Annotated in this window: 22 protein-coding genes; 12 read left to right on the top strand and 10 right to left on the bottom strand. The window is 37.5% G+C overall.

Annotated elements, in window-relative coordinates:
• The first annotated feature begins 57 nt into the window (after window positions 1-57).
• On the top strand, window positions 58-897 hold the full coding sequence (locus LGQ90_RS11985; RefSeq protein WP_229341348.1) for a phosphatase PAP2 family protein: 840 nt from the start codon (window positions 58-60) through the stop codon (window positions 895-897).
• 63 nt (window positions 898-960) lie between these two features.
• Window positions 961-1,257 carry a thioredoxin gene (trxA, locus tag LGQ90_RS11980; protein WP_229341346.1) on the top strand — a complete coding sequence of 99 codons (297 nt, stop codon included), beginning with the start codon at window positions 961-963 and terminating at the stop codon, window positions 1,255-1,257.
• Here trxA and LGQ90_RS11975 read toward each other — a convergent pair whose 3' ends face one another.
• Genes LGQ90_RS11975 through LGQ90_RS11960 form a run of 4 tightly spaced genes read right to left on the bottom strand, consistent with a single transcriptional unit; the run spans window position 1,258 to window position 3,833 of the window.
• Complete coding sequence (locus LGQ90_RS11975) at window positions 1,258-2,184, bottom strand: DUF5996 family protein (RefSeq protein ID WP_229341344.1); 927 nt, start codon at window positions 2,182-2,184, stop codon at window positions 1,258-1,260.
• Window positions 2,185-2,188: 4 nt separating this feature from the next.
• A complete protein-coding gene (locus tag LGQ90_RS11970; protein WP_229341342.1) occupies window positions 2,189-2,692 on the bottom strand; it encodes a YciI family protein in 504 nt (167 codons plus the stop codon).
• A complete protein-coding gene (locus LGQ90_RS11965) occupies window positions 2,689-3,162 on the bottom strand; it encodes a CYTH domain-containing protein (protein WP_229341341.1) in 474 nt (157 codons plus the stop codon). The genes LGQ90_RS11970 and LGQ90_RS11965 overlap by 4 nt, the downstream gene beginning before the upstream one ends.
• A gap of 2 nt (window positions 3,163-3,164) precedes the next feature.
• Window positions 3,165-3,833, bottom strand: coding sequence for an NAD(P)H-binding protein (locus LGQ90_RS11960; RefSeq protein WP_229341340.1), 669 nt, complete (start codon window positions 3,831-3,833; stop codon window positions 3,165-3,167).
• Between the two features lie 254 nt (window positions 3,834-4,087).
• Between LGQ90_RS11960 and dinB the strand changes: the two genes are divergently transcribed.
• Window positions 4,088-5,179 (top strand): DNA polymerase IV, encoded by a 1,092-nt coding sequence (gene dinB / locus LGQ90_RS11955; RefSeq protein ID WP_341481964.1) that lies wholly within the window; start codon window positions 4,088-4,090, stop codon window positions 5,177-5,179.
• A 62-nt stretch (window positions 5,180-5,241) separates the two neighbouring features.
• Here the strand turns inward: dinB and pyk are convergent, their stop codons facing one another.
• The 5 genes from pyk to LGQ90_RS11930 all read right to left on the bottom strand — a co-directional run bounded on the left by pyk (window position 5,242) and on the right by LGQ90_RS11930 (window position 9,511).
• On the bottom strand, window positions 5,242-6,672 hold the full coding sequence (pyk, locus tag LGQ90_RS11950; protein WP_229341339.1) for a pyruvate kinase: 1,431 nt from the start codon (window positions 6,670-6,672) through the stop codon (window positions 5,242-5,244).
• Window positions 6,672-7,157: an IPExxxVDY family protein gene (locus LGQ90_RS11945; protein ID WP_229341338.1), complete on the bottom strand. Its 486-nt coding sequence runs from the start codon at window positions 7,155-7,157 to the stop codon at window positions 6,672-6,674. The genes pyk and LGQ90_RS11945 overlap by 1 nt, the downstream gene beginning before the upstream one ends.
• Window positions 7,158-7,272: 115 nt before the next feature.
• The gene (gene rnc, locus LGQ90_RS11940) at window positions 7,273-8,004 is read right to left on the bottom strand and encodes a ribonuclease III (protein ID WP_229341337.1); all 732 of its coding nucleotides are present in this window, start codon (window positions 8,002-8,004) and stop codon (window positions 7,273-7,275) included.
• Between the two features lie 3 nt (window positions 8,005-8,007).
• The gene (gene fabF, locus LGQ90_RS11935; protein ID WP_229341335.1) at window positions 8,008-9,261 is read right to left on the bottom strand and encodes a beta-ketoacyl-ACP synthase II; all 1,254 of its coding nucleotides are present in this window, start codon (window positions 9,259-9,261) and stop codon (window positions 8,008-8,010) included.
• 13 nt (window positions 9,262-9,274) lie between these two features.
• A complete protein-coding gene (locus LGQ90_RS11930; protein WP_013069791.1) occupies window positions 9,275-9,511 on the bottom strand; it encodes an acyl carrier protein in 237 nt (78 codons plus the stop codon).
• Window positions 9,512-9,657: 146 nt separating this feature from the next.
• On the opposite strand from LGQ90_RS11930, the gene purN reads away from it, so the two are divergent.
• From purN to LGQ90_RS11910, 4 genes are all read left to right on the top strand, one after another.
• Window positions 9,658-10,254 carry a phosphoribosylglycinamide formyltransferase gene (purN, locus tag LGQ90_RS11925; protein ID WP_229341333.1) on the top strand — a complete coding sequence of 199 codons (597 nt, stop codon included), beginning with the start codon at window positions 9,658-9,660 and terminating at the stop codon, window positions 10,252-10,254.
• Window positions 10,254-10,718, top strand: a complete 465-nt coding sequence (gene rnhA, locus LGQ90_RS11920) for a ribonuclease HI (protein ID WP_229341331.1) — start codon at window positions 10,254-10,256, stop codon at window positions 10,716-10,718. The genes purN and rnhA overlap by 1 nt, the downstream gene beginning before the upstream one ends.
• A 74-nt stretch (window positions 10,719-10,792) precedes the next feature.
• A complete protein-coding gene (locus LGQ90_RS11915; protein ID WP_229341329.1) occupies window positions 10,793-11,716 on the top strand; it encodes a PfkB family carbohydrate kinase in 924 nt (307 codons plus the stop codon).
• Between the two features lie 70 nt (window positions 11,717-11,786).
• Window positions 11,787-13,685 (top strand): amidophosphoribosyltransferase, encoded by a 1,899-nt coding sequence (locus tag LGQ90_RS11910; protein ID WP_229341327.1) that lies wholly within the window; start codon window positions 11,787-11,789, stop codon window positions 13,683-13,685.
• Window positions 13,686-14,342: 657 nt separating this feature from the next.
• Here LGQ90_RS11910 and LGQ90_RS11905 read toward each other — a convergent pair.
• Window positions 14,343-14,951: a superoxide dismutase gene (locus LGQ90_RS11905; protein ID WP_229341325.1), complete on the bottom strand. Its 609-nt coding sequence runs from the start codon at window positions 14,949-14,951 to the stop codon at window positions 14,343-14,345.
• Between the two features lie 175 nt (window positions 14,952-15,126).
• Here LGQ90_RS11905 and LGQ90_RS11900 point away from each other — a divergent pair, with 175 nt between their 5' ends.
• The 5 genes from LGQ90_RS11900 (at window position 15,127) to LGQ90_RS11880 (ending at window position 24,822) form a co-directional block, all read left to right on the top strand.
• Window positions 15,127-18,237, top strand: a complete 3,111-nt coding sequence (locus tag LGQ90_RS11900) for a UvrD-helicase domain-containing protein (protein ID WP_229341323.1) — start codon at window positions 15,127-15,129, stop codon at window positions 18,235-18,237.
• A gap of 78 nt (window positions 18,238-18,315) precedes the next feature.
• Window positions 18,316-19,509: a glycine C-acetyltransferase gene (gene kbl, locus LGQ90_RS11895; protein ID WP_229341321.1), complete on the top strand. Its 1,194-nt coding sequence runs from the start codon at window positions 18,316-18,318 to the stop codon at window positions 19,507-19,509.
• 185 nt (window positions 19,510-19,694) lie between these two features.
• Window positions 19,695-21,119 carry an OmpA family protein gene (locus tag LGQ90_RS11890; RefSeq protein WP_229341319.1) on the top strand — a complete coding sequence of 475 codons (1,425 nt, stop codon included), beginning with the start codon at window positions 19,695-19,697 and terminating at the stop codon, window positions 21,117-21,119.
• 63 nt (window positions 21,120-21,182) lie between these two features.
• Window positions 21,183-23,939 (top strand): PD-(D/E)XK nuclease family protein, encoded by a 2,757-nt coding sequence (locus LGQ90_RS11885; protein WP_229341317.1) that lies wholly within the window; start codon window positions 21,183-21,185, stop codon window positions 23,937-23,939.
• Complete coding sequence (locus tag LGQ90_RS11880) at window positions 23,926-24,822, top strand: alpha/beta hydrolase family protein (RefSeq protein ID WP_229341315.1); 897 nt, start codon at window positions 23,926-23,928, stop codon at window positions 24,820-24,822. The genes LGQ90_RS11885 and LGQ90_RS11880 overlap by 14 nt, the downstream gene beginning before the upstream one ends.
• Window positions 24,823-24,856 lie beyond the last annotated feature (34 nt).

Genomic DNA, 24,856 nt, shown 5'->3' with positions numbered 1-24,856 from the left:
GTTGAATGTGACCTCATACTTTAGGGTTTGAGGTCACTTTTCAAATATTTAAAGTTTATGAAAAAAATTATCCTTGTATTCTTATTTTTTTGTTTGATAAATGCTGGAGTATTTGGTCAGGAAATTCAGGAAAATGATAGTCTTCCAACTAGCTGGGAATTGATGAAATATGATGGTGTAAGTGCTTTTGGAGGTTTGAAGAAAGCATATACCGCTCCGCTTAAATGGCAAAAAGATGATTTTATAACAGCCGGGGCTGTAGTTGCAGGTACTGCTGCGCTTTATATATTTGATGAAGAAACCAGTGAATATTTCATTAAGCAGAAAGATGATGTGCCTGGTGTTATTAGAGACTTTGGATGGTATTTTGGAAGCCCCCAAAATAATTACGGAGTAACCGGTGCGGTTTACCTGGTTGGTCTATTCACTAAAAATGAAAAAATCAGGAAAACCGGGGTTTTAATGATCTCTGCGGCGTCAGCATCAGGAATTATTCAGACTATTTCCAAAACAGTTGTGGGACGTGCAAGACCTGGAGCTAATGAGGGTAAAGGCAGCTTTGAACCTTTCAGCAAAGAGGGTAAATATCATTCTTTCCCTTCAGGTCATACGATCTTATCATTTACCACCATGTATGCATTATCCAAGCAATTTGAAAATCCTTTTGTTAAAGCAGGATTGATCGGAGTAGGCCTAGTTTCGCCCGTCTCCAGATTGTGGAATGGAGCTCATTGGCTCACGGATGTAGGTCTAAGTCTTGCTATAAGCGTGGCAGTGGTAGACACGATAGATAAATATCTGAACTTTGATAGGGATTATGGAGTCCATAAGAAAAAGGTAATAACGTGGAATATGCACATAGGCCTGGGGAGGGTAGGTTTGACTGGTACATTTTAACCTTGCTTTATATTTAACTTTATCTGGTATTTATTAAATTAGGGACATTGAAAAAAGAAGATTATGAAAAGTAGCTTCAACGAAATTATAAATAGCCAAACTCCGGTGCTGATCGATTTTTTTGCAGATTGGTGTGGGCCCTGTAAAAGCCTCGCTCCTATCCTGAAAGAACTAAAGGAGGAACTTGGGGATAAGGTGAAAATTGTAAAAATAGATATAGACAAGAATCAGGCACTGGCATCCAAATATCAGGTTAGAGGGGTGCCAACCATGATACTTTTTAAGAACGGACAGCAGGTTTGGAGACAGTCTGGCGTACTTCCAAAACATGAGATCAAAAATAAGATAACCTCGGTTTAACTAAAGATCCTTAAGCGGCGGGACATTGAGTTCTTTAACATCCCAGCCGGCCAGTTCACTACCCGCTTGATACGTACTTTCTAAAAATTCCAGTAAAACATTTCTGGGACTTTTTTCTTTAGATAGATCGGCATAAGTTAAAACAGCCATTGGGCTGTTATTATTCATAACCCAGTTGGCTTGCTTAGGTTTAATTGCCTTTTTTTCCAGATCTTTTGGTGCTGGAAAGGTATAAGAATAGAATGCGGGTTCCTTAACATTCTCATCTCCAGCCCAAAATCCAAAGCTGATACATTCGTGGCTATAAGCATCTTTATCTGAAATTCGCGCTTCAGGCATTGCCGGTGCTTTTTTACCTGAAAAACGGGTCACCGTCAAATCCATGGAATGCCAGTACAAATGAACGGGACAGGTTTTTCCGTAGAATCTTCCACTGAATTCTTTAAAAACAGAATCTACCCATAAGAAAGCTCGCCAGAAAGTATTGCTATACTCCATGTCATAATGATGAATGTCTGTTATTTCTGAAAACTTCTTATCTATATTAAGGTCATAAGGCTTGGAATTTATAGTTACCTGAATTTCAAGATCCTCCAAAAGGTTGATGAGATTATTATAAAATGTGGCGACCGCCAGACCTTTATAAAGCTCTAAAGCTTTACATTCACCGGTACTTTTAGTGATCTCGAGTTTATTTTGAAGAATATTTAAATTGAGGGAAAAAGAGTCAAATCCTTCATTAATAGGAATAGATCCTGTTGTAAAACCTTTTTCGTACACGTATAAGGTGATATACCACCAATGATTCTTTCGGGGAGTAAAACACATTCTGATCTTTCCCAGGATCTGAAAGAAAAGATGCAGTGTAAGTTTCTTCTTTTCGTTTCCTAAATATTTAAGTTCCGGTAAATCATTGGTCGATTGCATAATATTATTTGAGTTTACCTCCTTTGGCCACCCACCATGGATGAACTTCTACTGTTAATCTTCCAGCCTTTACCATCGGGTCTAAATTAGCCAGACTATCGGCTTCTTTTTGAGTCGCGGTATTGAACAGGACCATCCCCCTAAGTTCGCCATCATCGCCCATTGGCCCCGTTAAACTGGTATAGCCTTCTTCATACATTCTTGTTAAATGCGCCATATGTTGCTTTTGCAACTCGGCAGCTTCGGTTGAATCCTGACTGCGCGTAGGCCCGGCCTTTAAAAATACCATATAATATTGCTGCATCAAATAGGTAGTATCCCCTTCTTTATATTTAAAAGTCTGATATCCCATATTTTTAAGATCAGCTTCTATTTGATCCATATCTGGAGATTTTTTCACTAAAGAATCCCTGGTCTCATTTTCTTCATTTACCACAGTATCTTTATTTGAGTTTTCTACGCAGGATATTCCTAATCCCAGGAGCATAAGAAATAAAAGTTTTTTCATGAGTTCCAGTTTTTATATGGTTTTGCAATTAGATTTGAATTATAATAATCCAGGTTTCCTGTGACCTCTTCCCCTATCCAATCGGGCTTCTCAAATTTTTCCTCTTCACTTTCAAGTTCAATTTCTGCCAGAGTAAGCCCTTCATTATCTTCAAGAAATTCATCAACTTCATACATATGATCTCCCACCTGAATAAGATATCTGTATTTTTCGATCTTCCCCGGTTCACACAATTTCAGCAATTCCCTGGCATCTTCTATTGAAATTTCCTTTTCCCATTCAAACCTTGATAAACCGTTCTCAGAAGACTTTCCTTTAATGGTCATAAAGGCTTGCTCTCCACTTATTCTTATTCTAATTGTTCTCTCAGGATGAGTATTTAAATAAGCCTGTATAAAAAGTGTCTTTTTAGAAGCCTGTTCTTTAAAATCATTTGATGTCACTAAAAACTTCCTTTCTATTTCCTGCATTTTTATTGATTTCTTTCAGCAATATCCCTGATCTCATCTGAAGTTATCCTTCCGCTTCTATAATTGCTGTTTGCAAGATATATCATGGCATTAACAATAGTTTCCGGATGAATACTGCGGTATTTCTTTAAACTGCCCACCAAAAGATGGTCACCAACACGCATTATTTTTTTCCATATAAATTCAAATGGACGACTCTCTTGTCTATCCCCTCCAATCAATGAAGGCTGAAGAATGTATGTTTTCGCTATATGTTGTTCTAAGACGGCTCCTTCCATTTCTCCTTTTACACGATTGTAAAAAAACCTGCTCTTTTCATCGGCACCCATCGCTGAAATAACCTGGAAAGTTTCAATTTTATTCTTTTTGCTAAGTTTAGCAGCCGTGGCGGGAATTCCAAAATCTACCATCCTGTAGGTATCATTATCGGGTGTTTTTTTCTGGGTGGTTCCTATGCAACAATAAACCTCATCGGCAGTAAACAGATCGGCAACTTTTTCAAGTTCAAAAAGGTTGATAAGATATTCTTCCACCTTATCATCTTTTTGTTGCAAATGATTTCTTGAAAAGACTTTGATCTTCCTGTATCTATGATCGCTGATAAGTTTATCCAGCAGAATACTTCCGGTTAATCCCGTAGCACCTAAAATTATGGCTGTTTTTTGTTCCATTTGTTAAGAATGTACTCTATCAAAGATAGGTTTTATGTTTCAAAATCGAATAATGCTCCATCCCTGAAAAGGTCTTAATGTTTAAATTTTTAGAATAAGCTGAATTAATCATTTACGCTACGCCTTCAATTTCAGAATTGAAGAAATAAATCTTCCGTTTAAGGTAAAGATCCCTCCGAAGTCGGGATAGGTGAAAATAGTCATTTCCGTCGCACCTTCGGCCTTCAGAAATGAAGTTTCACTAAATTTGCAGGGTGGAAAGACTTCGTAAAATTATCCATATAGACATGGATGCCTTTTATGCTTCGGTAGAGCAACTGGACAACCCGGAACTTCGTGGGAAAGCTGTGGCTGTTGGCGGAAGCTCTCAAAGAGGTGTGGTGAGTGCTGCCAGCTATGAAGCTCGAAAATTTGGTGTTCACAGTGCTATGAGCAGTGTGATCGCGAAACGGAATTGTCCGGAACTTATCTTCGTAAAACCTAGATTTGAAAGATATAAAGAGATCTCAGGACAGATAAGAGAGATCTTTTTTGAATATACAGACCTGGTAGAACCTCTTTCCCTGGATGAAGCATATCTCGACGTAACCGAAAATAAGAAGGGAAATCCCAGTGCCACCTTAATTGCCAAACAAATAAGAAACAGAATTAAAGAAAAAACGGGTTTAAATGCTTCGGCGGGAATTTCCATCAATAAATTCATAGCCAAAATAGCCAGTGACATCAATAAGCCCAACGGACAAAAAACGGTTCAGCCAGAAGAAGTAATAGAATTTCTTGAGGAACTGGACATCAGAAAGTTCTATGGGGTTGGAAAAGTAACTGCTGAAAAAATGTATCGGCTGGGAATTTTCAGCGGAAAAGACCTAAAATTGAAGTCTGAAGAATACCTCTCCGAGCATTTTGGTAAAAGCGGTGCGCATTTTTATAATGTGGTTCGAGGAATTCATTTAAGCGAGGTAAAGCCTCACCGAATAAGAAAATCGCTGGGTGCAGAGAGGACTTTTAATGAGAATATCTCTTCCGAAATTTTCATGCTGGAAAGACTGGAAAATATTGCCGAAGAGATAGAACGCCGCTTAAAGAAAAGTAAGGTCGCCGGCAAGACTATTACCCTAAAGATCAAATACAGCGATTTTACCCTACAAACCCGGAGTAAAACCATTGATTATTATATATCAGGCAAAGACCTTATTCTTGAAATTGCTAAAGACTTATTATACCAGGAAAAAATGAAGAATTCGGTACGCTTACTGGGAATTAGTTTATCTAATCTAAATACCGAAAAGGGAGATTCAAAAGATGAAAAAAAAGAGATCTTTGTTCAGTTGAAATTTAAATTTTAATAAAAAAGCCACGAATATACCTTATTGATACATTCGTGGCTTTAAATTTATTTTTGTGTAATCTATACTATCTCAGAAACACGCAAGGTATTCACCATTCCTTTAGCAGTAATAGGCATTGCAGCGAGATTGATCGTAAAATCACCAGTTTCCACAAATTTGAATTTCTTCGCCATGACATTTATATCATCTATCGTTTCATCTGTACTTACAAATTTATCGTAGAAGAAAGCTTTCACTCCCCAAAGTAAACTTAACTGATTAAGAATTCTCCTGTTAGAAGTGAATACCAGAATATGCGCTTCGGGTCTCCAGGCTGAAATCTGAAATGCTGTATACCCACTGTTGGTCAATGTACAAATAGCTTTTGCTTTGATCTCGTTCGCCATATGCGCCGCATGGAAACAAACAGCTTTAGTGATATATCTCTTGGTCCTTACATGTGGTGGCTCGTGTGGCACCTTGATCAATGGAGAATTCTCTACACTTTCAAGTATCTGCGCCATTTTCTGGATTACCTGAACCGGATACTGCCCAACAGAGGTTTCTCCGCTTAACATCACCGCATCTGCACCATCCATTACAGAGTTTGCAACATCGTTCACCTCAGCTCTCGTAGGAGTTAGACTCGTGATCATGGTCTCCATCATTTGAGTGGCGATGATCACCGGAATTCGTGCTTTTTTTGCTGTAAGCACCAGTTTCTTCTGAATTAACGGAACTTCCTGTGCAGGAATTTCAACACCCAGATCGCCACGTGCAACCATCAATCCGTCACAATAGGCTACAATTTTATCAATATTAGCAACCCCTTCAGGTTTCTCAATTTTAGCAATAATCGGGATCTTATATTTGGAGTGCTTTTTTATAAGTTCCTGAAGTTCCATAAGATCTTCCGCATGTCTTACAAAAGAAAGCGCCATCCAGTCTACTCCCATTTCACAGGCAAACTCTGCATCCTTAATATCCTTTTCGGTTAGAGCAGGCAGTGAAATATTAGTATTTGGAAGATTTACTCCTTTCTTAGATTTTAAAGGACCTCCCTGAATAACTTTGGTCTTTACTTCATCCTTTTTATTGGTTTTCACCACTTCAAAGATAAGTTTACCATCATCCAGCAAAATTCTTTCCCCAGCCTTAACATCCCTTGGAAAAGAGTCATAATTCATATAAACTCTTTCGGCAGTTCCTTTGAATTCCTTGCCTGTAGCAAAAACAATCTGATCTCCTTCATTCACTACTACTTCTTCCTTCATTACCCCAACTCGAAGTTTCGGGCCCTGGAGATCTCCTAGAATAGCAGCGTTAAAGCCGTCCTCTTCGTTCAGCTCTCGAATCATTTGGATCCTTTCCCTGACATCATCATAATTTGCATGAGAGAAATTGATACGAAAAACATTCACGCCCGCCTGCAGCATTTTCCTTAACACATCCTTACTACTGGTTGCAGGGCCCAGCGTGGCTACTATTTTTGTTTTTTTGTTGGTAGGCATTATTCGAATATTAGATTTTGTTTGGATTTTAAATTTTCTATTTCAATAGCATATGCAGCCTGTACTCCAGGTATCTGCCCTATTATATTGAGCATCTTATTAAATTCTTTTGGTTGGATCTCTTCACTTATCTTTAGAAAATAATCAACCTTATTATATTCAGGAATTAGATTTACTTCCTGAGGGCTCAGTTCTTCCTCTTCAAATAGTGATCCTGAACTGAGAATTTTTTTAGGCTTCCCTTTAAATTTATTAGCCACAAGATCTAAGCTATAATAGGAGTTTGGATCTTTATGTGAGAACAGGGCATATAGTGCATTATATTCAGTATGGTTAAAGTCAATATCCATTCGCTCCCTTTCAAGCCTGACTTTAAGATACTTATTTAAAAAATACGCCATTTTATACCCCTCGAGTGAGGAATAAATGGCGATCAAATTAAAATGCTCATCTTCAACTTCCAGGAGTGTTTTATGCGATTGCATAAACTAATACTTTAAGGTTAAAGATACTATATGATTAACAAAATGAAGATATTAAGGCTCAAAAATTCATAATTTTTTACGAAAACGTTTTAGTTTACGTGAAATCCTTAAAAATTTAATCCATTTGTGTCTGAAGAGCATAATAAGCTCTTTTAGAGGCTTTTTCCTCGGCTTTTTTCTTTGAAGTAGCTCTTGCCTTACCTACAACGCGCCCATCAATTCGCAGTTTTACCGCAAAGTGCTTAAGTTCATCGTTGCCCGTATCCTCATAAATATTAAAATCGAATTCTTTTTTTTCCTTCTGGCACCATTCAATAACAAGACTTTTATAGCTTATTACTTTACCTTCCAGCTGTTCAATATCTACATATGGATCTATGACCCTCTCGTAGATAAATCTTTTACAATATTTATAACCGCGGTCTAGATAGATCGCTCCAATTAAAGCTTCAAATAAGTTTCCGTGAATATTAACACCAAACTGGTTTTTGGGGATATTTGTTTGAACATGTGCAATAAGGTCTAGGTCTTTCCCAAGTTCATTGAGATGTTTTCGGCTAACCACTTTAGAGCGCATTTTGGTTAGATAACCTTCATTACCTCCGGGCACAGCTTTAAATAAATGGGATGCTACCACCGCACTTAGCATGGCATCCCCAAGAAATTCCATCCTTTCAAAATTAATGGCATTCCCTTCTTCATCTTTTCTGTTTAAAGACCGATGCGTAAAGGCTTTTTTATAATGGGTGATGGATTTAGGTTTAAATCCCAGAATTTTAGTAAGTATATTAAAAAAATTCCCGCCTTTAGAAGAACGGGAATTTAATATGTTACGAATAACACTCATCGTTTATTCGTCAAGTTTTTTAAACACCACGCACGCATTGTGTCCTCCAAAACCAAATGTATTGCTCATTACCACATTAACGTCTCTTTTCTGAGCCTTATTAAGAGTAAGGTTTAATTCAGGATCGATATTTTCGTCAATATGTTCATGATTAATCGTTGGAGGTACAATTCCATGCTTCATGGAAAGGATTGCTGCAATTGCTTCAATAGCGCCCGCTGCTCCCAGTAAATGACCGGTCATGGACTTGGTAGAGTTGATATTCATGGTTTTTGCATGATCTCCAAAAACCTTGGATATTGCTTTAAGTTCAGCAACATCTCCAAGAGGGGTTGAAGTTCCATGTGTATTAATCGCATCAACGTCTTCGGGGTTTAGTCCGGCATTTTTAAGGCAATTCTTCATCACCGCTACTACGCCATCTCCTTCAGGATGAGGTGCAGTCATATGGTAAGCATCTGAGGATAATCCTCCCCCCAGTACTTCCGCATAGATCTTGGCTCCTCTGGCTTTGGCGTGCTCGTACTCTTCCAGTATAAGCGCTCCACCACCTTCACCAAGCACGAATCCATCCCTGGTTGCATCAAAAGGTCTTGATGCAGTTTCAGGACTGTCATTTCTAGTAGAAAGAGCATGCATTGCGTTAAATCCGCCCATTCCCGCTATCGTAACAGCCGCTTCAGATCCTCCGGAAACAATTATATCACTGTATCCCAAACGTATATTGTTCAGGGCATCTATCATAGCATTTGCTGAAGATGCGCAGGCGGATACTGTGGTATAATTAGCGCCCATAAATCCGTGTTTGATAGAGATATTACCCGGGGCAATATCTGCGATCATCTTCGGAATAAAGAAAGGATTGAATCTTGGAGAGCCATCACCTTCCGCAAAATTGATAACTTCATTCTGAAAAGTTTCAAGACCGCCTATCCCGGCACCCCAAATCACGCCTACGCGGAATTTGTCTACCGTATCAAGGTCAATTCCTGAATCCAGAATGGCTTCATCTGCAGAAACCATGGCATACTGAGCGAACCTGTCAAGTTTTCTCGCTTCCTTACGATCAAAATGATCAAGCGGATTGAAGTTTTTGAGTTCGCAAGCGAATTTAGTCTTGAACTTTTCGGTATCAAAATAAGTGATAGGCGCGCTACCACTTTTACCGTTTACAAGTCCCTCCCAATATTCCTCTAAATTGTTACCAATTGGGGTTAAGGCACCAAGGCCTGTAACTACTACTCGCTTTAACTCCATATGGTGTGTTGATTTATTTTTTAGCGTCTTCGATATATGAAATTGCCTGACCTACAGTAGCAATATTCTCTGCCTGATCATCTGGGATCTGAATGTCAAATTCCTTCTCAAATTCCATGATCAATTCTACCGTGTCTAGTGAATCAGCACCCAAGTCGTTGGTGAAGCTGGCTTCGTTTACAACTTCATTTTCGTCAACTCCCAATTTGTCAACGATAATAGCTTTTACTCTTGATGCAATGTCTGACATAATTTTTTATTTTAATTTTGATTAGGTGGCAAAAATAAAAAACTTTATTTTAAAACCGATTTTTCCTCTAAAAATGTGATGGTAATTTACATAAATTCATTGAAAGCAATTAATTTTACATCCTAATAAATGTTAACAGCCTTATTTTGAGTAAGAAAAAAAGTCCTAACACAAAAAAGATTGTAATTTTTGCTTCGGGTTCCGGCACCAATGCCGAAAATATCATCAAATATTTCCAAAATTCCAAAAATATTGAGGTTGTAGCGGTTCTTTCCAACCGCAGATCGGCGGGTGCATTAAAGAGAGCACATGATCTTAATGTAAAAGCTTTACTGTTCGACAAGGAGGCCCTTTATCAAACTAATGATGTATTAAATGTCTTAAAAGACATGAATCCCGACATTATTGTGCTGGCGGGGTTTTTATGGTTATTCCCTTCTAATATCATCCAGGAGTTCCCTGATAAAATTATAAATATCCACCCGGCTTTACTACCTAAATACGGTGGAAAAGGAATGTATGGCTCCAGGGTCCATGAAACAGTTATTGAGGATAAGGAAAAGGAAAGCGGAATCACCATACATTATGTGAATGAAAAATATGATGAAGGAAACACCATTTTTCAGGCTACTACCGGCATAGAAAATCATGATACTGCAGAGAGCCTGGCCGCAAAAATCCATGATTTGGAATACAGGCATTTTCCGGAAGTGATTCAGCAACTATTAGAAAAAAATAACTAGTGCAAAGTCCAAAAGTTCATATTTATACCGATGGTGCAGCACGAGGCAACCCGGGACCCGGAGGTTTTGGAGTGGTGATGGAATGGGTAGGCAAGCCCTATAGAAAAGAATTTGCCCAGGGCTTCAAGCTTACCACCAACAACCGGATGGAATTAATGGCAGTTATCGTAGCTATTAGCAAACTAAAAAATCCGGGGACTCCAGCGAAGGTCTTCACAGATTCTAAATATGTTGCAGATGCGGTCAATAAAGGCTGGGTGTTCAACTGGGAAAAGAAAAATTTCGCAAACCGAAAAAACACAGATCTCTGGAAAGCCTTCTTAAAAGTTTTCCGGAGACATGAAGTGCAATTTCAATGGATTAAAGGTCATAATGACCACCCACAAAATGAACGATGTGATGAATTGGCGGTGATGGCTTCAAAAGCTAAAGACCTGTTGGAAGACACTGGCTATAAAGCTTAACATTTTGGACCTTATTTGAGGTTTATACCTTGAAAAACAAACTGTATATTTGCAGCGTCATTTTAAAACCCGTTATGAGTAAATTACTTATTGTAGGAACCGTTGCGTTCGATGCCATTGAAACCCCTTTTGGAAAAACAGATAAAATTTTAGGCGGTGCCGCCACTTATATTGGCCTTTCAGCTTCAAATTTTGATATTAACACTGCTGTAGTATCTGTAGTTGGGGATGATTTTCCTGAAGAATATCTTGACCTTTTAAAAAACAACAAAATAGATATAGAAGGTGTTGAAATCGTAAAAGGCGGTAAAACCTTCTTCTGGAGTGGTAAATATCACAACGACCTGAATACAAGAGATACCCTGGACACCCAACTTAATGTACTTGCAGATTTTAATCCTGTAGTACCACAAACACATAAAGATGCCGAGTTTGTAATGCTTGGAAATCTGCACCCTTTAGTTCAATTAAGTGTACTGGAACAGGTGAAGAATCCAAAACTTGTGGTTTTGGATACCATGAACTTCTGGATGGACAACAGTCTTGATGATTTAATGAAGGTAATCGCAAAAGTAGATGTGATCACCATTAATGATGAGGAAGCAAGACAACTTTCCGGAGAATATTCCTTAGTAAAAGCGGCCAGGAAAATTGAGGAAATGGGTCCTAAATATGTCGTTATCAAAAAAGGAGAACATGGCGCCTTGCTTTTCCATAAAGATCAGATATTTTTTGCGCCGGCTCTTCCGTTGGAAGAAGTTTTTGATCCAACCGGAGCAGGTGATACTTTCGCCGGAGGTTTTATAGGCTATCTTGCCAGAACAGGTGACATCTCTTTTGAAAATATGAAGAGCGCGATTATTTACGGTTCCAATCTTGCCTCCTTTTGTGTAGAGAAGTTTGGTACCGAAAGGATGCAATCGCTAACCGGAGATCAAATGAATAAAAGGCTTGACGAATTCAAGAGGTTAACACAATTCGAAACACAACTAGATTAAATATAATACCCTGTAATTTCAGGGCTTTTTTTGTGACAAACACAACAAAATTCCTAAAGGAAACTAAGATATGAGTGATGCTTTAAAACACGAATGCGGAATTGCACATATAAGGCTTTTAAAACCTCTTGATTACTATAAGAAAAAATACGGGACAGCATTTTATGGTGTAAATAAAATGTACCTGATGATGGAAAAGCAACATAACCGTGGTCAGGATGGTGCTGGTTTTGCAAGTATCAAACTCAATACTATTCCGGGAGAAAGATATATCAGTCGGGTTAGATCCAATGCTGCACAACCAATTCAGGATATTTTTGCACAGATCAACGAAAGGATTAATGAGGAGATTCAGGCCAATCCTGAGTATGCAGAAGATACAGAGCTTCAAAAAAGACATATTCCTTATCTGGGAGAGGTTTTTCTGGGGCACGTGCGATATGGAACTTTTGGAAAGAACAGCATAGAAAGCGTTCATCCTTTCCTGAGACAAAATAACTGGATGCACCGTAACCTTATCGTGGCCGGGAATTTTAATATGACGAATGTGAATAAGCTTTTCAATAATCTTGTGGAGCTTGGTCAGCATCCGAAAGAAAGAGCCGATACTGTTACCGTCATGGAAAAGATTGGTCATTTTCTGGATGATGAAGTTCGTAAATTATACAAAAAACTAAAAAAGCAAGGGTATTCAAAGGTTGAAGCCTCCCCGGTAATAGCTGAAAAACTGAATGTTGCCAAGATCCTTAGAAAATCTTCGAAAGACTGGGATGGTGGTTATGCCATGGCCGGATTAATTGGTCACGGTGATTCCTTTGTATTACGTGATCCAGCCGGAATAAGACCCGCCTATTACTATAAAGATGATGAAGTGGTGGTGGTGGCTTCAGAAAGGCCGGTAATTCAAACCGTATTTAATGTAGATTTTGATGATGTACATGAATTACCTCCAGGAAATGCAATTATCACTAAAAAGAATGGAGATGTTTCTATCACAGAGATTCTCGAACCATTAGAAAGAAAAGCATGTTCTTTTGAACGTATCTATTTTTCTCGAGGAAGTGATGCTGAAATTTATCAGGAGCGGAAAATGCTTGGGCGATTACTGATGCCAGATGTGCTAAAATCTATAGATCACGATACCCTGAAAACAGTTTTCTCTTTCATTCCCAATACGGCTGAAACTTCTTTCTACGGAATGGTAGAAGCTGCACAGGATGAACTGAACAAACAAAAGAATGAAGCGATTCTTGAGGAAAAAGAAACTCTTACTGATGCAAGGCTTCAGGAAATACTTTCACATCGTCTAAGGACAGAAAAGATCGCTATCAAGGATGTAAAACTTAGAACATTTATTACTGAAGACAGCAGTCGTGATGATTTGGTGGCTCACGTTTATGATGTTACTTACGGGGTTGTCAAGCCTGAGGATAATTTAGTGATCATAGATGATAGTATCGTTAGAGGTACAACTCTTAAAAAGAGTATCATTAAAATGATGGATAGGTTAAAGCCTAAAAAGATCGTGGTTGTTTCCTCTGCTCCTCAAATTAGGTATCCTGATTGTTATGGAATAGATATGGCCAGACTGGAAGATCTGGTAGCATTTAGAGCAGCTCTAGAGCTTTTAAAAGATAATAATCAATATGATATTGTAGAAAAGGTGTACGATAAATGCAAAGTGCAGGTAGACCTTGACGATAAAGAAGTTCAGAACTTTGTTAAGGAGATCTACGATCCGTTTACGGATGAAGAAATTTCTGATAAAATCTCAGAGCTACTTAGTAACGAAGACGTAAATGCAGAGGTCAAGGTGATCTATCAAACAGTAGATAACCTTCATAAAGCCTGTCCCAAAAACCTGGGAGATTGGTATTTTACTGGTAATTATCCCACACCCGGAGGTAATAGAGTAGTAAACAGAGCATTTATGAACTTTTTCGAAGGGAATAAAGACCGAGCCTATTAAAAATTACCTTTTAACTAATATAACTGCACTTTGTCTATTATTCTTTGTGCATAGTAGATTTCTATATACTTTAGTATTGCCATAACATAAGTAGGTTAAGTTCATGGTAGATTTGGGGCAAAAAAAGGTGGGATTTATTCCGCCTTTTTTTATTTCTACTCCCCTCAATCCTGGGTAAAAAACCCTCTTATATTTTACAATTTTTTGATTTTCAACATTTTAACTATTATTCAGGTAGTTTGTCTAAAAAATTAAAATCATAGATAGTTTCTTTTTATCTTTATTAGACCATAGCATAAGTAGGTTAAGTTCATGGTAGATTTGGGGCAAAAAAAGGTGGAATTTTAATTCCGCCTTTTTTTATTGGATTAAGTGAAGATCATTAAAATTTTTAAGTGTAGAATTAATCGGTAAAAAGCTCAAAAAACTGAAAAACAGTTATTTAACTAATATTTAGGTAGTTCGTCTAAAAAATAAAGTTCAGAAGATAATTCGATTTATATTTACTATACCATAGCATAAGTAGGTTAAGTTCATGGTAGATTTGGGGCAAAGAAAGGTGGAATTTATTCCGCCTTTTTTTATGGAATAAACTCAGGTAAGCACATAAAAAAAGGCCGCAAAATGCGGCCTTTCTCTATCTATTAAGAGTCTTTATTATTTCGCCTTTGCATAACGACTTGAAACTTCTTTCCAGTCTATCACATTAAAAAATGCATCAATATATTCAGGACGCTTATTCTGATAATTCAAATAATAAGCATGCTCCCATACATCAAGACCAAGGATTGGAGTTCCTCCACATCCTACCTCAGGCATAATTGGGTTATCCTGATTTGGTGTAGAGCATACTTCTACTTTACCTCCGCTATGTACACAAAGCCAGGCCCATCCAGAACCAAACTGACCTGCTGCAGCTTTAGAGAACTCTTCTTTAAAAGCTTCAAAAGATCCATAAGCCGCATCAATTGCACTGGCTAATTCACCCTCAGGCTTTCCACCTCCGTCTGGAGACATAATTTCCCAGAAAAGACTGTGGTTATAAAATCCACCACCATTATTACGAACCGCTTTATTAGACATATCAAGATTTTTCAAAATATTCTCGATATTTTTTCCGTCCATATCAGTTCCTTCAATGGCGTCATTTAATTTTTTAGTATAACCAGCATGGTGTTTACCATGATGAATCTCCATTGTTTTTGCATCGATATGTGGCTCCAATGCATCAAAGGCATATTTTAATTTTGGTAATTCAAAAGACATAATTATCTGATTTTTTAGTGATTAGTACTTAAACTCATTCAAATTTAGCCATTCAGGTATTTAATGGAAATTATTTAGTGTTATAAAATACTTAAAAGCATCTGCATTTAAAAAGTCATTTTTATTTTAAATTTAGAGTTTTACGATTCTAACTAATCCAGATAACAAAGTCTTTTTGAAAAATTCCTTTAATATTTACAATGCCTCGGCTGGCTCGGGAAAGACCTTTACGCTTGTAAAGGAATATCTTAGCATTCTTTACACCTCTCCTAAAAGAGATCGATATAAAAATATACTGGCCATCACTTTTACCAATAAGGCCGTTGGAGAGATGAAAACCAGGATCATCGAAAGTCTGGCAGAATTTTCTAAAGCTGAAACCACTCCTGAAAATAATCCGCTTCTAAAGGTGATAATTGAAGAAACAGGCTTTGCTCCGGAAATTATTCGCGCTAAATCAACTGAAATTCTAAAAAGCATCATTCATAATTATGCTGCTTTTGAAATTTCAACCATCGATGGTTTTACGCACCGGGTGCTAAGGACTTTCGCCAGAGACCTCGGAATTCCCATGAATTTTGAAGTGGAGCTTGGTGCAGATGAGGTATTAATGGAAGCTGTGGATAGTTTGATCAATCGAGCAGGTTCCGATGAAAAATTAACCCGGATATTGGTGAACTACACATTGACGAAAACCGACGATGATAAAAGCTGGGATATTAGCCGGGACTTATTCAGCATCTCCAAACTCCTGATCAATGAAAATCATCAAAAATCAATTCAACTTTTAAAAGACAAAACTTTAGAAGATTTTGAAAAATTCGGAAGGAAGCTCCGATCTGATATTAAAATAGCTGAAGAAACACTAGAACTTTCTGCCGATTCGTTTTTTGAACTTATACAGAATAGCGGAGTTCAGGAGACTGATTTTAGCGGCCAGTATGTTCCGAAACATTTTAGAAAGCTACAATCTGGAAACACTTCAGTAAATTTTAATGCAAAATGGGCCGAGAAAATTGCCGAACAACCACTTTACCCAAAGAAAGCTGCCGCGGATGCAAAAATTGCTCTTGATAGCATACAGCCACAAATAGTTGATATTTTCAATGCTTCAAAACAAGCCTTCTTTCAAATTGAATTTCTTAACGAGATAAAGAAAAATCTGGTTCAGCTTTCTCTATTGAACGAGATAAACCGTGAAGTTGAAGCGATCAAAAAGGACCGGAACCTGGTTCTTATTTCAGAATTCAACCCAAAAATCAGTGAGCAGGTCAAAGATCAACCCGCGCCATTTATTTATGAAAGGCTGGGAGAGCGCTATCAACATTATTTTATTGACGAATTTCAGGATACTTCTACGATGCAATGGGAAAATCTCATCCCGCTTATAGGTCACAACCTGTCGGGGACTGAAACTGATTCCAGCCTTACAATCGTTGGGGACGCCAAACAAAGTATCTATCGCTGGCGTGGAGGCCGGGCCGAACAGCTCATCGATCTTAGTAATTTGACAATTCAACCTTTTCAGCTTCAGCAAAACGTGGTGAACCTCCCCGATAATTTTAGAAGTGGCTCTGAAATTGTGAATTTTAATAATAGTTTTTTCCAGTATGCCGCATCCATTCTGAGTTTTCCCGAATACTCCGAACTTTTTAAAGCTTCTATACAAAAACCGAAAAAAGGAGATTTTGGATATGTGAATTTAAATTTTGTCGAAGCGGCAAACCGGGAAGAGGAGTTCGAGATCTATCCTGAAAAGATCCTGGAGATCATCAAAGATCTTGACGCCAAAGGAATGAACAGGAAAGATATCTGCATTCTTACCCGAAAAAGAAGTGAAGGTGTCGCCATTGCTGAGTTCCTCAATGAGCATTCGGTTTCAGTAATCTCATCTGAAACGCTCCTGCTCTCTCAATCGCCCAGGGTGCAGTTCATTGTTAACCTTCTTGCTTTCTCTATGAATTCTGAAGATGATCAATTAAAACTTCAGATCTTCGATTACCTGGCTGAAAAATATCTATCACTGGAAGAGACTCATAAAATACTTGTTCAGAATTTACCCAGGAATGGGTCTGAATTCTTCGGCTGGCTTTCGGAATTTAATATCCATTTTGAAATGGAAGAACTTAAAAGACTTTCATTATATGAAGCTGTTGAATATATCATTCGAAGTTTCAGTTTGGTTGAAAAGTCTGATGCATATATTCAATTCTTTCTGGATTTTGTATTTGAAACGGCCCAAAAGACCTCTAACAGCCTGAACGATTTTCTGGAAAAATGGGAGCAGAAAAAAGATAAACTCAGCATTGTGGTTCCCGAGACTGATAATGCCGTCCAGATCATGACGATTCATAAATCTAAAGGCCTGGAATTTCCTGTAGTAATTTACCCGTTTGCGAACTCGGATCTTCAGGATACCAGGAATGACAATTTATGGCTGAATATAAATGACGGGAATATCCCGGTTGCTTATGTGAGCGCATCCCAGAAAATGCTGAACTGGAATGAAAATGCCTCAGAAACCTACAAAGACCTGATTTTTAAAAATGAATTAGATACTTTAAATGTATTATATGTGGCGTGTACTAGAGCCGCCCAGCAATTATATATACTTTCAAATTTTCACGATAAACCTAAAAACTCTCCTAATATTTCAGATCTTCTTACAGATTACCTGAGATTTGCCGGAAAATGGAATGACCAACTGGAGTATGAATTCGGAAATTCAGAAAATATAATAGAATCTAAAAAGCCTGTAAACTCAAGTATTTCTAACCAGCATTATTATTCATCTCCAACTCAGAATAAAGCGGTTCATATTGTAACCAAATCTGGAGCTTTGTGGGACTCTAAGCAACAGGAAGCTATAGAAAAAGGGGAGATCGCCCATGAGATCCTTGCGCGTATTAATAACTACAAAGATCTTGATAAAGCGATTAACTGGGCTATAAATTCAGGAATGTTAACTTTAGAGTCAAAAGAAGAGATTACAGAGTTGATCTCAGGAATTATCCATCACCCTGAATTAAAAAAATATTATTCCGAAGGTTCAGAAAATCTGAATGAAAAAGAGATCATCACTTTAAACGGTCAGCGCCTTAGGCCAGACAGAATCAACATAGAGGGAAATAATGTTACAATTATAGACTACAAGACCGGTGGTTTCGTGGACACGCATACAAGACAAATTTCAAATTATGCGAGGGCCTTAAGTGCTATGGATTATAAAGTGGAAAAATGTTTATTGATTTACACCAATAAGCCTATTCTTATAAAGAATGTGTAAAAGAAATTTAAATTTGTAGTTATAATTGAGTTTAAAACTCAAAATCAAATAATTAGATAAGAAAAAATAATTTTGAACATGTACGGAAAGATAAAAGAACATTTAGAAAAGGAAATTGAAGAAATCAAAAATGACGGTCTCTATAAAAGAGAAAGAATTATTACAGGGCCTCAGGATGCAGTAATTAAAATATCTACCGGACAGGAAGTGATCAACTTTTGTGCAAACAATTATTTAGGATTGTCCTCACATCCCGAAGTAGTTCAAGCCGCAAAAGATACAATGGATACTCATGGATTTGGAATGTCTAGTGTACGTTTTATCTGCGGAACTCAAGATATACATAAAGAACTGGAACAAAAGATAGCCGATTTCTACGGAACTGAAGACACCATCCTATACGCGGCATGTTTTGATGCCAACGGTGGAATCTTTGAGCCACTTCTCACAAAAGAAGATGCAATAATCTCAGATTCTCTAAACCATGCTTCCATCATCGACGGGGTAAGATTATGTAAAGCAGCCAGATATCGTTACGAGAATGGAAATATGGACGATCTGGAAAAGCAACTGCAGGATGCCAATAATAATGGTGCAAGATTCAAAATAATAGTAACAGATGGGGTGTTTTCCATGGATGGCCTGGTAGCTCCATTAGATAAGATATGTGATCTGGCCGATAAATATGATGCCCTGGTAATGATAGATGAATGTCATGCCACAGGCTTTATAGGTGAAAAGGGAATTGGAACATTAGAGGAAAAAGGAGTTTTAGACCGTGTAGATATTATCACCGGCACCTTGGGTAAAGCACTAGGTGGAGCCATGGGTGGTTATACCACTGCCAAAAAAGAGATCATCGAACTCTTAAGACAAAGATCAAGACCCTATTTATTTTCAAACTCCTTAGCACCTGCAATCGTGGGAGCCTCCATTAAGGTGTTTGATATGCTTAAAACAGATGACAGTCTGCGTAAGAAATTAAAAGAAAATACTGCTTATTTCAAGAAAGGAATTATAGATGCGGGATTTGAAATTATTGATGGTGAAGCCGCCATTGTACCGGTGATGCTGCATGATGCGAAATTATCACAAGATATGGCCGATAAATTACTGGAAGAAGGAATCTATGTAATTGGGTTCTTTTATCCTGTAGTTCCAAAGGGAAAAGCAAGAATTAGGGTGCAACTATCTGCAGCTCATAACAAAGAACATCTGGACAAGGCTATTAACGCATTTAAGAAAGTTGGTAAGGAATTAAAGGTGATTTAAGTAAAATTTAAATTTAAAAACTTTCAATTTTATCGTAAAAAGATTTGATAATCAGTTGCTATGAACCACACATATCGCTTGGAAAGGCGCTGTAATTAAGAAAACTTTATTATTTTTACTTTTGTTAATATACATTAAGCATCTACTTTTGCTTACAATTAACACTTAAAACTAAACTATTAAATATGAAACATCTTAGCAAAATTGTACTGGCCACATTACTGATATTTGGCTTTACTTCGGTTAAGGCACAGGATGCTGACAACCCATGGGCAATTGGTATTGGAACCAATGCAGTTGATTTTTATCCTACGGGTGAAGACGCACCTCTTGGAGGAATGTTCGACGAATATTTTAATACTGGAGATCACTGGAACGTTTTACCTGCTATATCTAAACTTTCTGTATCCAGATATATTGGAGCAGGTTTTGTTGGTGAATTAAGTGGTTCCTTAAACCAGATTGATAAATATGGAGATAGATCTGTTTCTGATCTTTCTTATTACGGTGTAGATCTTGGATTAGATTATAGTCTTAGAGCACTACTTAACGACGGATGGATAGATCCTGTTGTTGGTCTTGGTGGTGGTTACACATGGATTGGTGATCAGGATGGAGCTGATATTGAGAATCTTGACGCTGCTACCTTAAACGGTAAAGTAGGTCTTAATTTTTGGTTTTCAGACAATATCGCTCTTTCTCTAGAATCAAAATATAAGCATGTTTTCGAAACTGAAACTGCTTCTCATTTCCAACATGCGGCAGGAGTTAAATTCGTATTTGGAGGAACTGATACAGACGGTGACGGAATCTACGATAAAGATGATGAGTGTCCAGAGCAACCAGGTCTTGAAGAATTTAACGGTTGTCCTGATACTGACGGTGACGGAATTGAAGATCGTCAGGATGCTTGTCCAAACGAAGCTGGTCTTGCTGAATTTGACGGATGTCCAGACTCTGATGGTGACGGTGTAGCTGATCCTGATGATGATTGTCCAGAAGTTGCTGGTCTTGCTGAAATGAATGGTTGTCCAGATGCTGATGGTGATGGTGTAAGAGATGATGAAGATAACTGTCCTGAAGAAGCTGGTCCTGCTGAAAATGATGGATGCCCATGGCCTGATACTGATGGTGACGGAATCCTTGACAAAGATGATGAGTGTCCAGAAGAAGCTGGTCCTGCTGCATCTAACGGATGTCCAGAACCTACTGCAGAAGTAATTTCTGAATTAAATGAATATTCTAAAACTGTTCTTTTTGACCTTAATAAGGCTACAATAAGACCAGAATCTGCGGACGCACTACAATCTATTGTAGATATCATGAATGAGTATTCTACAACTATTTTCCATGTAGAAGGACATACTGATAGTACTGGTAGTGATGCATATAATATGAAGCTTTCAAAAGAGCGTGCTGCTTCAGTAAAAACTTGGTTACAAGAAAATGGGGTACCTGCTAACAGATTAACTTCTGAAGGTTATGGTGAAACTCAGCCAATTGCAACTAACAATACTGCACAAGGTAGACAAGATAACAGACGAGTTGAAATTTCTCTTGATAAAGACAAAGAGATGAAAGATAAGTCTGGTGACGAAGAAATGAACTAATATTTCTGAATAAATCACATAGGAAAACGCCCCGCATTGCGGGGCGTTTTTTATTTTAGGCGTATGGAATCATTTATACGTGAAGTTTTACAGAAACTTAAAAATTCTGATACTCCTTTATCTGAAATTACTTTTATTCTCCCAAGTAAACGGGCTGGATCCTACCTTTTAAAAGAACTCTCTTCTATTTCTGATAAAAATATATTTTCTCCAACTATTTATAGTATTGAGGAGTTTACAGAGGTAATCTCTAATCTGGAAACTGTAGATAATACGATTAGTCTCTTCGAATTTTACGAAGTTTATAAAGACCTAACCGATAAAGAAAACAGGGAAGATTTTGAAACCTTTATTTCCTGGGCACAAAGCCTTATTCATGATTTCAATGAAATTGACCGCTATTTAATAGACTATAAACCTTTTTTCAATTATCTGTCCGGGATCCAGGATATCAATCACTGGTATCTTAAACAGGATAAAACAGAGCTAATTAAGAGATATCTGGCGTTCTGGAAAAATCTACCAGATTACTATGAAGCTCTTTCCAGTCGTCTACTTTCAAGAAACCAGGGATATCAAGGACTTATTTATAGAAAGGCAGCACATAATATAAAGGATTATGCAACTGTTAAGAGGCAGAAACATGTATTTATAGGTTTCAACGCTTTAAATGCTTCAGAACAGTTAATTATTCAGGAATTACTGGAAGCAGAACTTGCAGAAGTTCACTGGGATCTCGATCAAATTTTCTACTCAGATCCAGATCACGGAGCTTCAATTTTCATCAGAGACTATTTAAAGAACTGGAAATACTATCAGGATCATTCTTCGAATGAATTTCCAAGGAATTTTGAAAAAGAAAAGCAAATTGAATTAATTGGTGTTCCAAAAAATATTGGGCAGGCGAAATATCTTGGAGAAATATTAACCGGTATGACATCCAGCCAGCTTGAGAATACCGCCATAGTCCTTGGGGAAGAAGAATTACTATTGCCGGTTTTAAATTCATTACCTGGGGAAATAAAGGAACTGAATATCACCATGGGTTTTCCGGTTAAAAATGCTCCTATAAATTCACTCTTTGAAAGTCTTTTTCATTTACATATTAATAAGACTGAGGCTTATTATTACAAAGATGTTATTTCAATTATTAATCATCCCTCCTTCAATCCAATTTTGCTGAAGCATGCTGAAGATTTAATTATAAAGATCAATTCAGAAAATCTGGTCTATCTGGAACCTGGAAAGATCAAGGCAGCTTTTCCAAAGGAAATGAAAGACTTGATGGAAGCCTGTTTTGATCCAAAAGATGATTCCGTTTCATTGTTTATCAATGCTATTCAAAAAATAATTCAGCATTTAAAAATTCAATTGAAAGAGGATGAAGATAAAATAGGTCTGGAATTTCTTTACCATTTTCATGTTCTTTTTAATAAACTTAAAAATCTGAATGAAAAATATACCCACCTAAAAACCATCAAATCTCTCTACGGATTTTATAGAGAGCTGGTAAGTACAGAAACTCTGGATTTTCAAGGGCGGCCATTTCAGGGTCTTCAGTTAATGGGTATGCTGGAATCACGTGCGCTGGATTTTGAAACCGTAATTATAACTTCCCTGAATGAAGGGGTGCTTCCGGCAGGAAAATCAGATAATTCGTTTATTCCGTACGATCTAAAACAGGAATATAAACTTCCCACTTACCGCGAGAAAGATGCTGTATACACTTATCACTTTTACAGATTGTTGCAGAGAGCTAAAAATGTTTACCTGCTTTATAACACGGAAGCGGATGGACTAAATTCGGGAGAAAAAAGCAGGTTTATCACACAACTGGAAATTGAAAATCAGCCGGCGCACCAGCTTAGAAAATTGCTTATTAGTCCTGAAGTCCCGGGAGTAACTAAAAATCTGAAAGAAATTAAAAAAACTCCTGAGATTATGGAGAGGTTAAGGTCTTTGGCTAATTCAGGTTTTTCCCCTTCTGCCCTAACCACGTATATACGAAATCCACTGGACTTCTACCATCAATATGTGCTGGGAGTAAGAGATCAGGACGAAGTGGAGGAAACTGTAGCATTCAACACTCTTGGAACTGTAGTGCATAATGCCTTGGAAAATCTTTATAAGCCCTTGGAAGGAAAACTTATTACTGAAGAAGTGATTCAGGATTTTATAAAAAGGGCAGATCTTGAAATTATAAAAGAGTTTTCTGAAACCTACAGCAAAATTCCGCTGGAAAAAGGAAAGAACCTGCTCATCTTTGAAGTCGCCAAACGCTATTTACATAATTTTTTGAAATTTGAATCAAAGCGTATTAAGGAGGGAGAAGAAATTAAAATACTGCAGATAGAAAATGATCTGAAAGTGGAACTTCCTATAGAAAAATTGCCTTTTTCAGTTTATCTTCGCGGAAAAGTAGACCGGCTTGAAAGCACAAACGGGACACCAAGAATTATAGATTATAAGACTGGAAAAGTAGAATCCAAAAATTTGAATGTCACTGAGTGGGAGGAAATAACAAAAGATTATGACAATTACTCTAAAAGTTTTCAGGTTTTAACTTATGCCTCCTTGATTGCGCTGGAGAAAGGTCTTAAATTCCCCGCCGAAGCCGGAATTATCTCATTTAAAAATTTAAAATCAGGATTTTTAAAGTTTGAGAAAAAGAAAGCAGGAACACGCCAGAAAGATTCTTTAATAACTGAGGAAACTTTACAAATGTTCCAACACGAATTGAAAAGTTTAATTATGGAGATCTGCGATGTCGAGATCCCATTTGTAGAAAAGGAAATTAAAAAGAACTATGGAAGTTTCTAAAGAAAAGAATATCGTAATAGAGGGTAAGCACAATAAACCCATGACCGCCGATATCATTTTTAAAGATGATGGAAAACCAAAACCTATTGTTATATTTTGTCACGGTTATAAAGGATTTAAAGATTGGGGCGCCTGGGAAAAAATGGGGGAAAGAATTGCCGCAGAGGGTTTCTTCTTTATCAAGTTCAATTTTAGTCATAATGGTACAGATCCTGAAAACCTTACCGAGTTTTTGAATATAGAGGCCTTTGGTGATAATAATTACGTAATTGAATTAGATGATCTGCAGTCTGTAATAGACTGGATATTACTCCCGGACTTCAAGTTTGCCCAGCAAATTAAGCCGGACGATATTAATCTTATTGGTCATTCAAGAGGCGGTGGAATTGTAGTTTTAAAAGCAGCTGAGGATAAAAGAATAACCAAGCTTATTACCCTTGCTTCTGTTTCAGATTTCGCATCCCGTTTTCCAGAAGAAAAAAAATTGGAAGCATGGGAAAAGAAAGGAGTCCAATATATCGTAAATACCAGGACTGGGCAGCAGTTGCCTCATCACTATCAGTTCTATAAGAATTTCAGGGAAAACCGCGAACGCCTGAATATCAAAAAAGCAGCTAAAAAACTTCAAATTCCACATTTAATAGCACATGGTAGTAGTGACACCAGCGTTTCTATAGGAGAAGCTGGTAACCTGTTTGAATGGAGCCCGGCACCCAAACTCCTTTTAGTTGAAAATGCCGACCATGTTTTTGGAACTAAACATCCATGGGATGGGGAGGAACTTCCAAAGGAATTTAAGCACGTCATTAAAAAGAGTATTGAATTTCTTAAAACAGATTCAAAGACACTCTGGGATGAGTACGGCGATTCTAACGACGATTAGAAATAAAAAAACCACTGTAATTACAGTGGTTTTT

The organism is Christiangramia sediminis (assembly GCF_020552705.1).
GTDB lineage: Bacteria > Bacteroidota > Bacteroidia > Flavobacteriales > Flavobacteriaceae > Christiangramia > Christiangramia sediminis.
This window is presented reverse-complemented; position numbering and strand designations above follow the sequence as displayed.

What these genes read in the sequence shown, in the direction of transcription:
- LGQ90_RS11985 (WP_229341348.1), top strand. Translation starts at nt 58, where the DNA reads ATGAAAAAAATTATCCTTGTATTCTTATTTTTTTGTTTGATAAATGCT.
- trxA (WP_229341346.1), top strand. Translation starts at nt 961, where the DNA reads ATGAAAAGTAGCTTCAACGAAATTATAAATAGCCAAACTCCGGTGCTG.
- LGQ90_RS11975 (WP_229341344.1), bottom strand. Translation starts at nt 2,184, where the DNA reads ATGCAATCGACCAATGATTTACCGGAACTTAAATATTTAGGAAACGAA.
- LGQ90_RS11970 (WP_229341342.1), bottom strand. Translation starts at nt 2,692, where the DNA reads ATGAAAAAACTTTTATTTCTTATGCTCCTGGGATTAGGAATATCCTGC.
- LGQ90_RS11965 (WP_229341341.1), bottom strand. Translation starts at nt 3,162, where the DNA reads ATGCAGGAAATAGAAAGGAAGTTTTTAGTGACATCAAATGATTTTAAA.
- LGQ90_RS11960 (WP_229341340.1), bottom strand. Translation starts at nt 3,833, where the DNA reads ATGGAACAAAAAACAGCCATAATTTTAGGTGCTACGGGATTAACCGGA.
- pyk (WP_229341339.1), bottom strand. Translation starts at nt 6,672, where the DNA reads ATGCCTACCAACAAAAAAACAAAAATAGTAGCCACGCTGGGCCCTGCA.
- LGQ90_RS11945 (WP_229341338.1), bottom strand. Translation starts at nt 7,157, where the DNA reads ATGCAATCGCATAAAACACTCCTGGAAGTTGAAGATGAGCATTTTAAT.
- rnc (WP_229341337.1), bottom strand. Translation starts at nt 8,004, where the DNA reads ATGAGTGTTATTCGTAACATATTAAATTCCCGTTCTTCTAAAGGCGGG.
- fabF (WP_229341335.1), bottom strand. Translation starts at nt 9,261, where the DNA reads ATGGAGTTAAAGCGAGTAGTAGTTACAGGCCTTGGTGCCTTAACCCCA.
- LGQ90_RS11930 (WP_013069791.1), bottom strand. Translation starts at nt 9,511, where the DNA reads ATGTCAGACATTGCATCAAGAGTAAAAGCTATTATCGTTGACAAATTG.
- LGQ90_RS11915 (WP_229341329.1), top strand. Translation starts at nt 10,793, where the DNA reads ATGAGTAAATTACTTATTGTAGGAACCGTTGCGTTCGATGCCATTGAA.
- LGQ90_RS11910 (WP_229341327.1), top strand. Translation starts at nt 11,787, where the DNA reads ATGAGTGATGCTTTAAAACACGAATGCGGAATTGCACATATAAGGCTT.
- LGQ90_RS11905 (WP_229341325.1), bottom strand. Translation starts at nt 14,951, where the DNA reads ATGTCTTTTGAATTACCAAAATTAAAATATGCCTTTGATGCATTGGAG.
- kbl (WP_229341321.1), top strand. Translation starts at nt 18,316, where the DNA reads ATGTACGGAAAGATAAAAGAACATTTAGAAAAGGAAATTGAAGAAATC.
- LGQ90_RS11890 (WP_229341319.1), top strand. Translation starts at nt 19,695, where the DNA reads ATGAAACATCTTAGCAAAATTGTACTGGCCACATTACTGATATTTGGC.
- LGQ90_RS11885 (WP_229341317.1), top strand. Translation starts at nt 21,183, where the DNA reads ATGGAATCATTTATACGTGAAGTTTTACAGAAACTTAAAAATTCTGAT.
- LGQ90_RS11880 (WP_229341315.1), top strand. Translation starts at nt 23,926, where the DNA reads ATGGAAGTTTCTAAAGAAAAGAATATCGTAATAGAGGGTAAGCACAAT.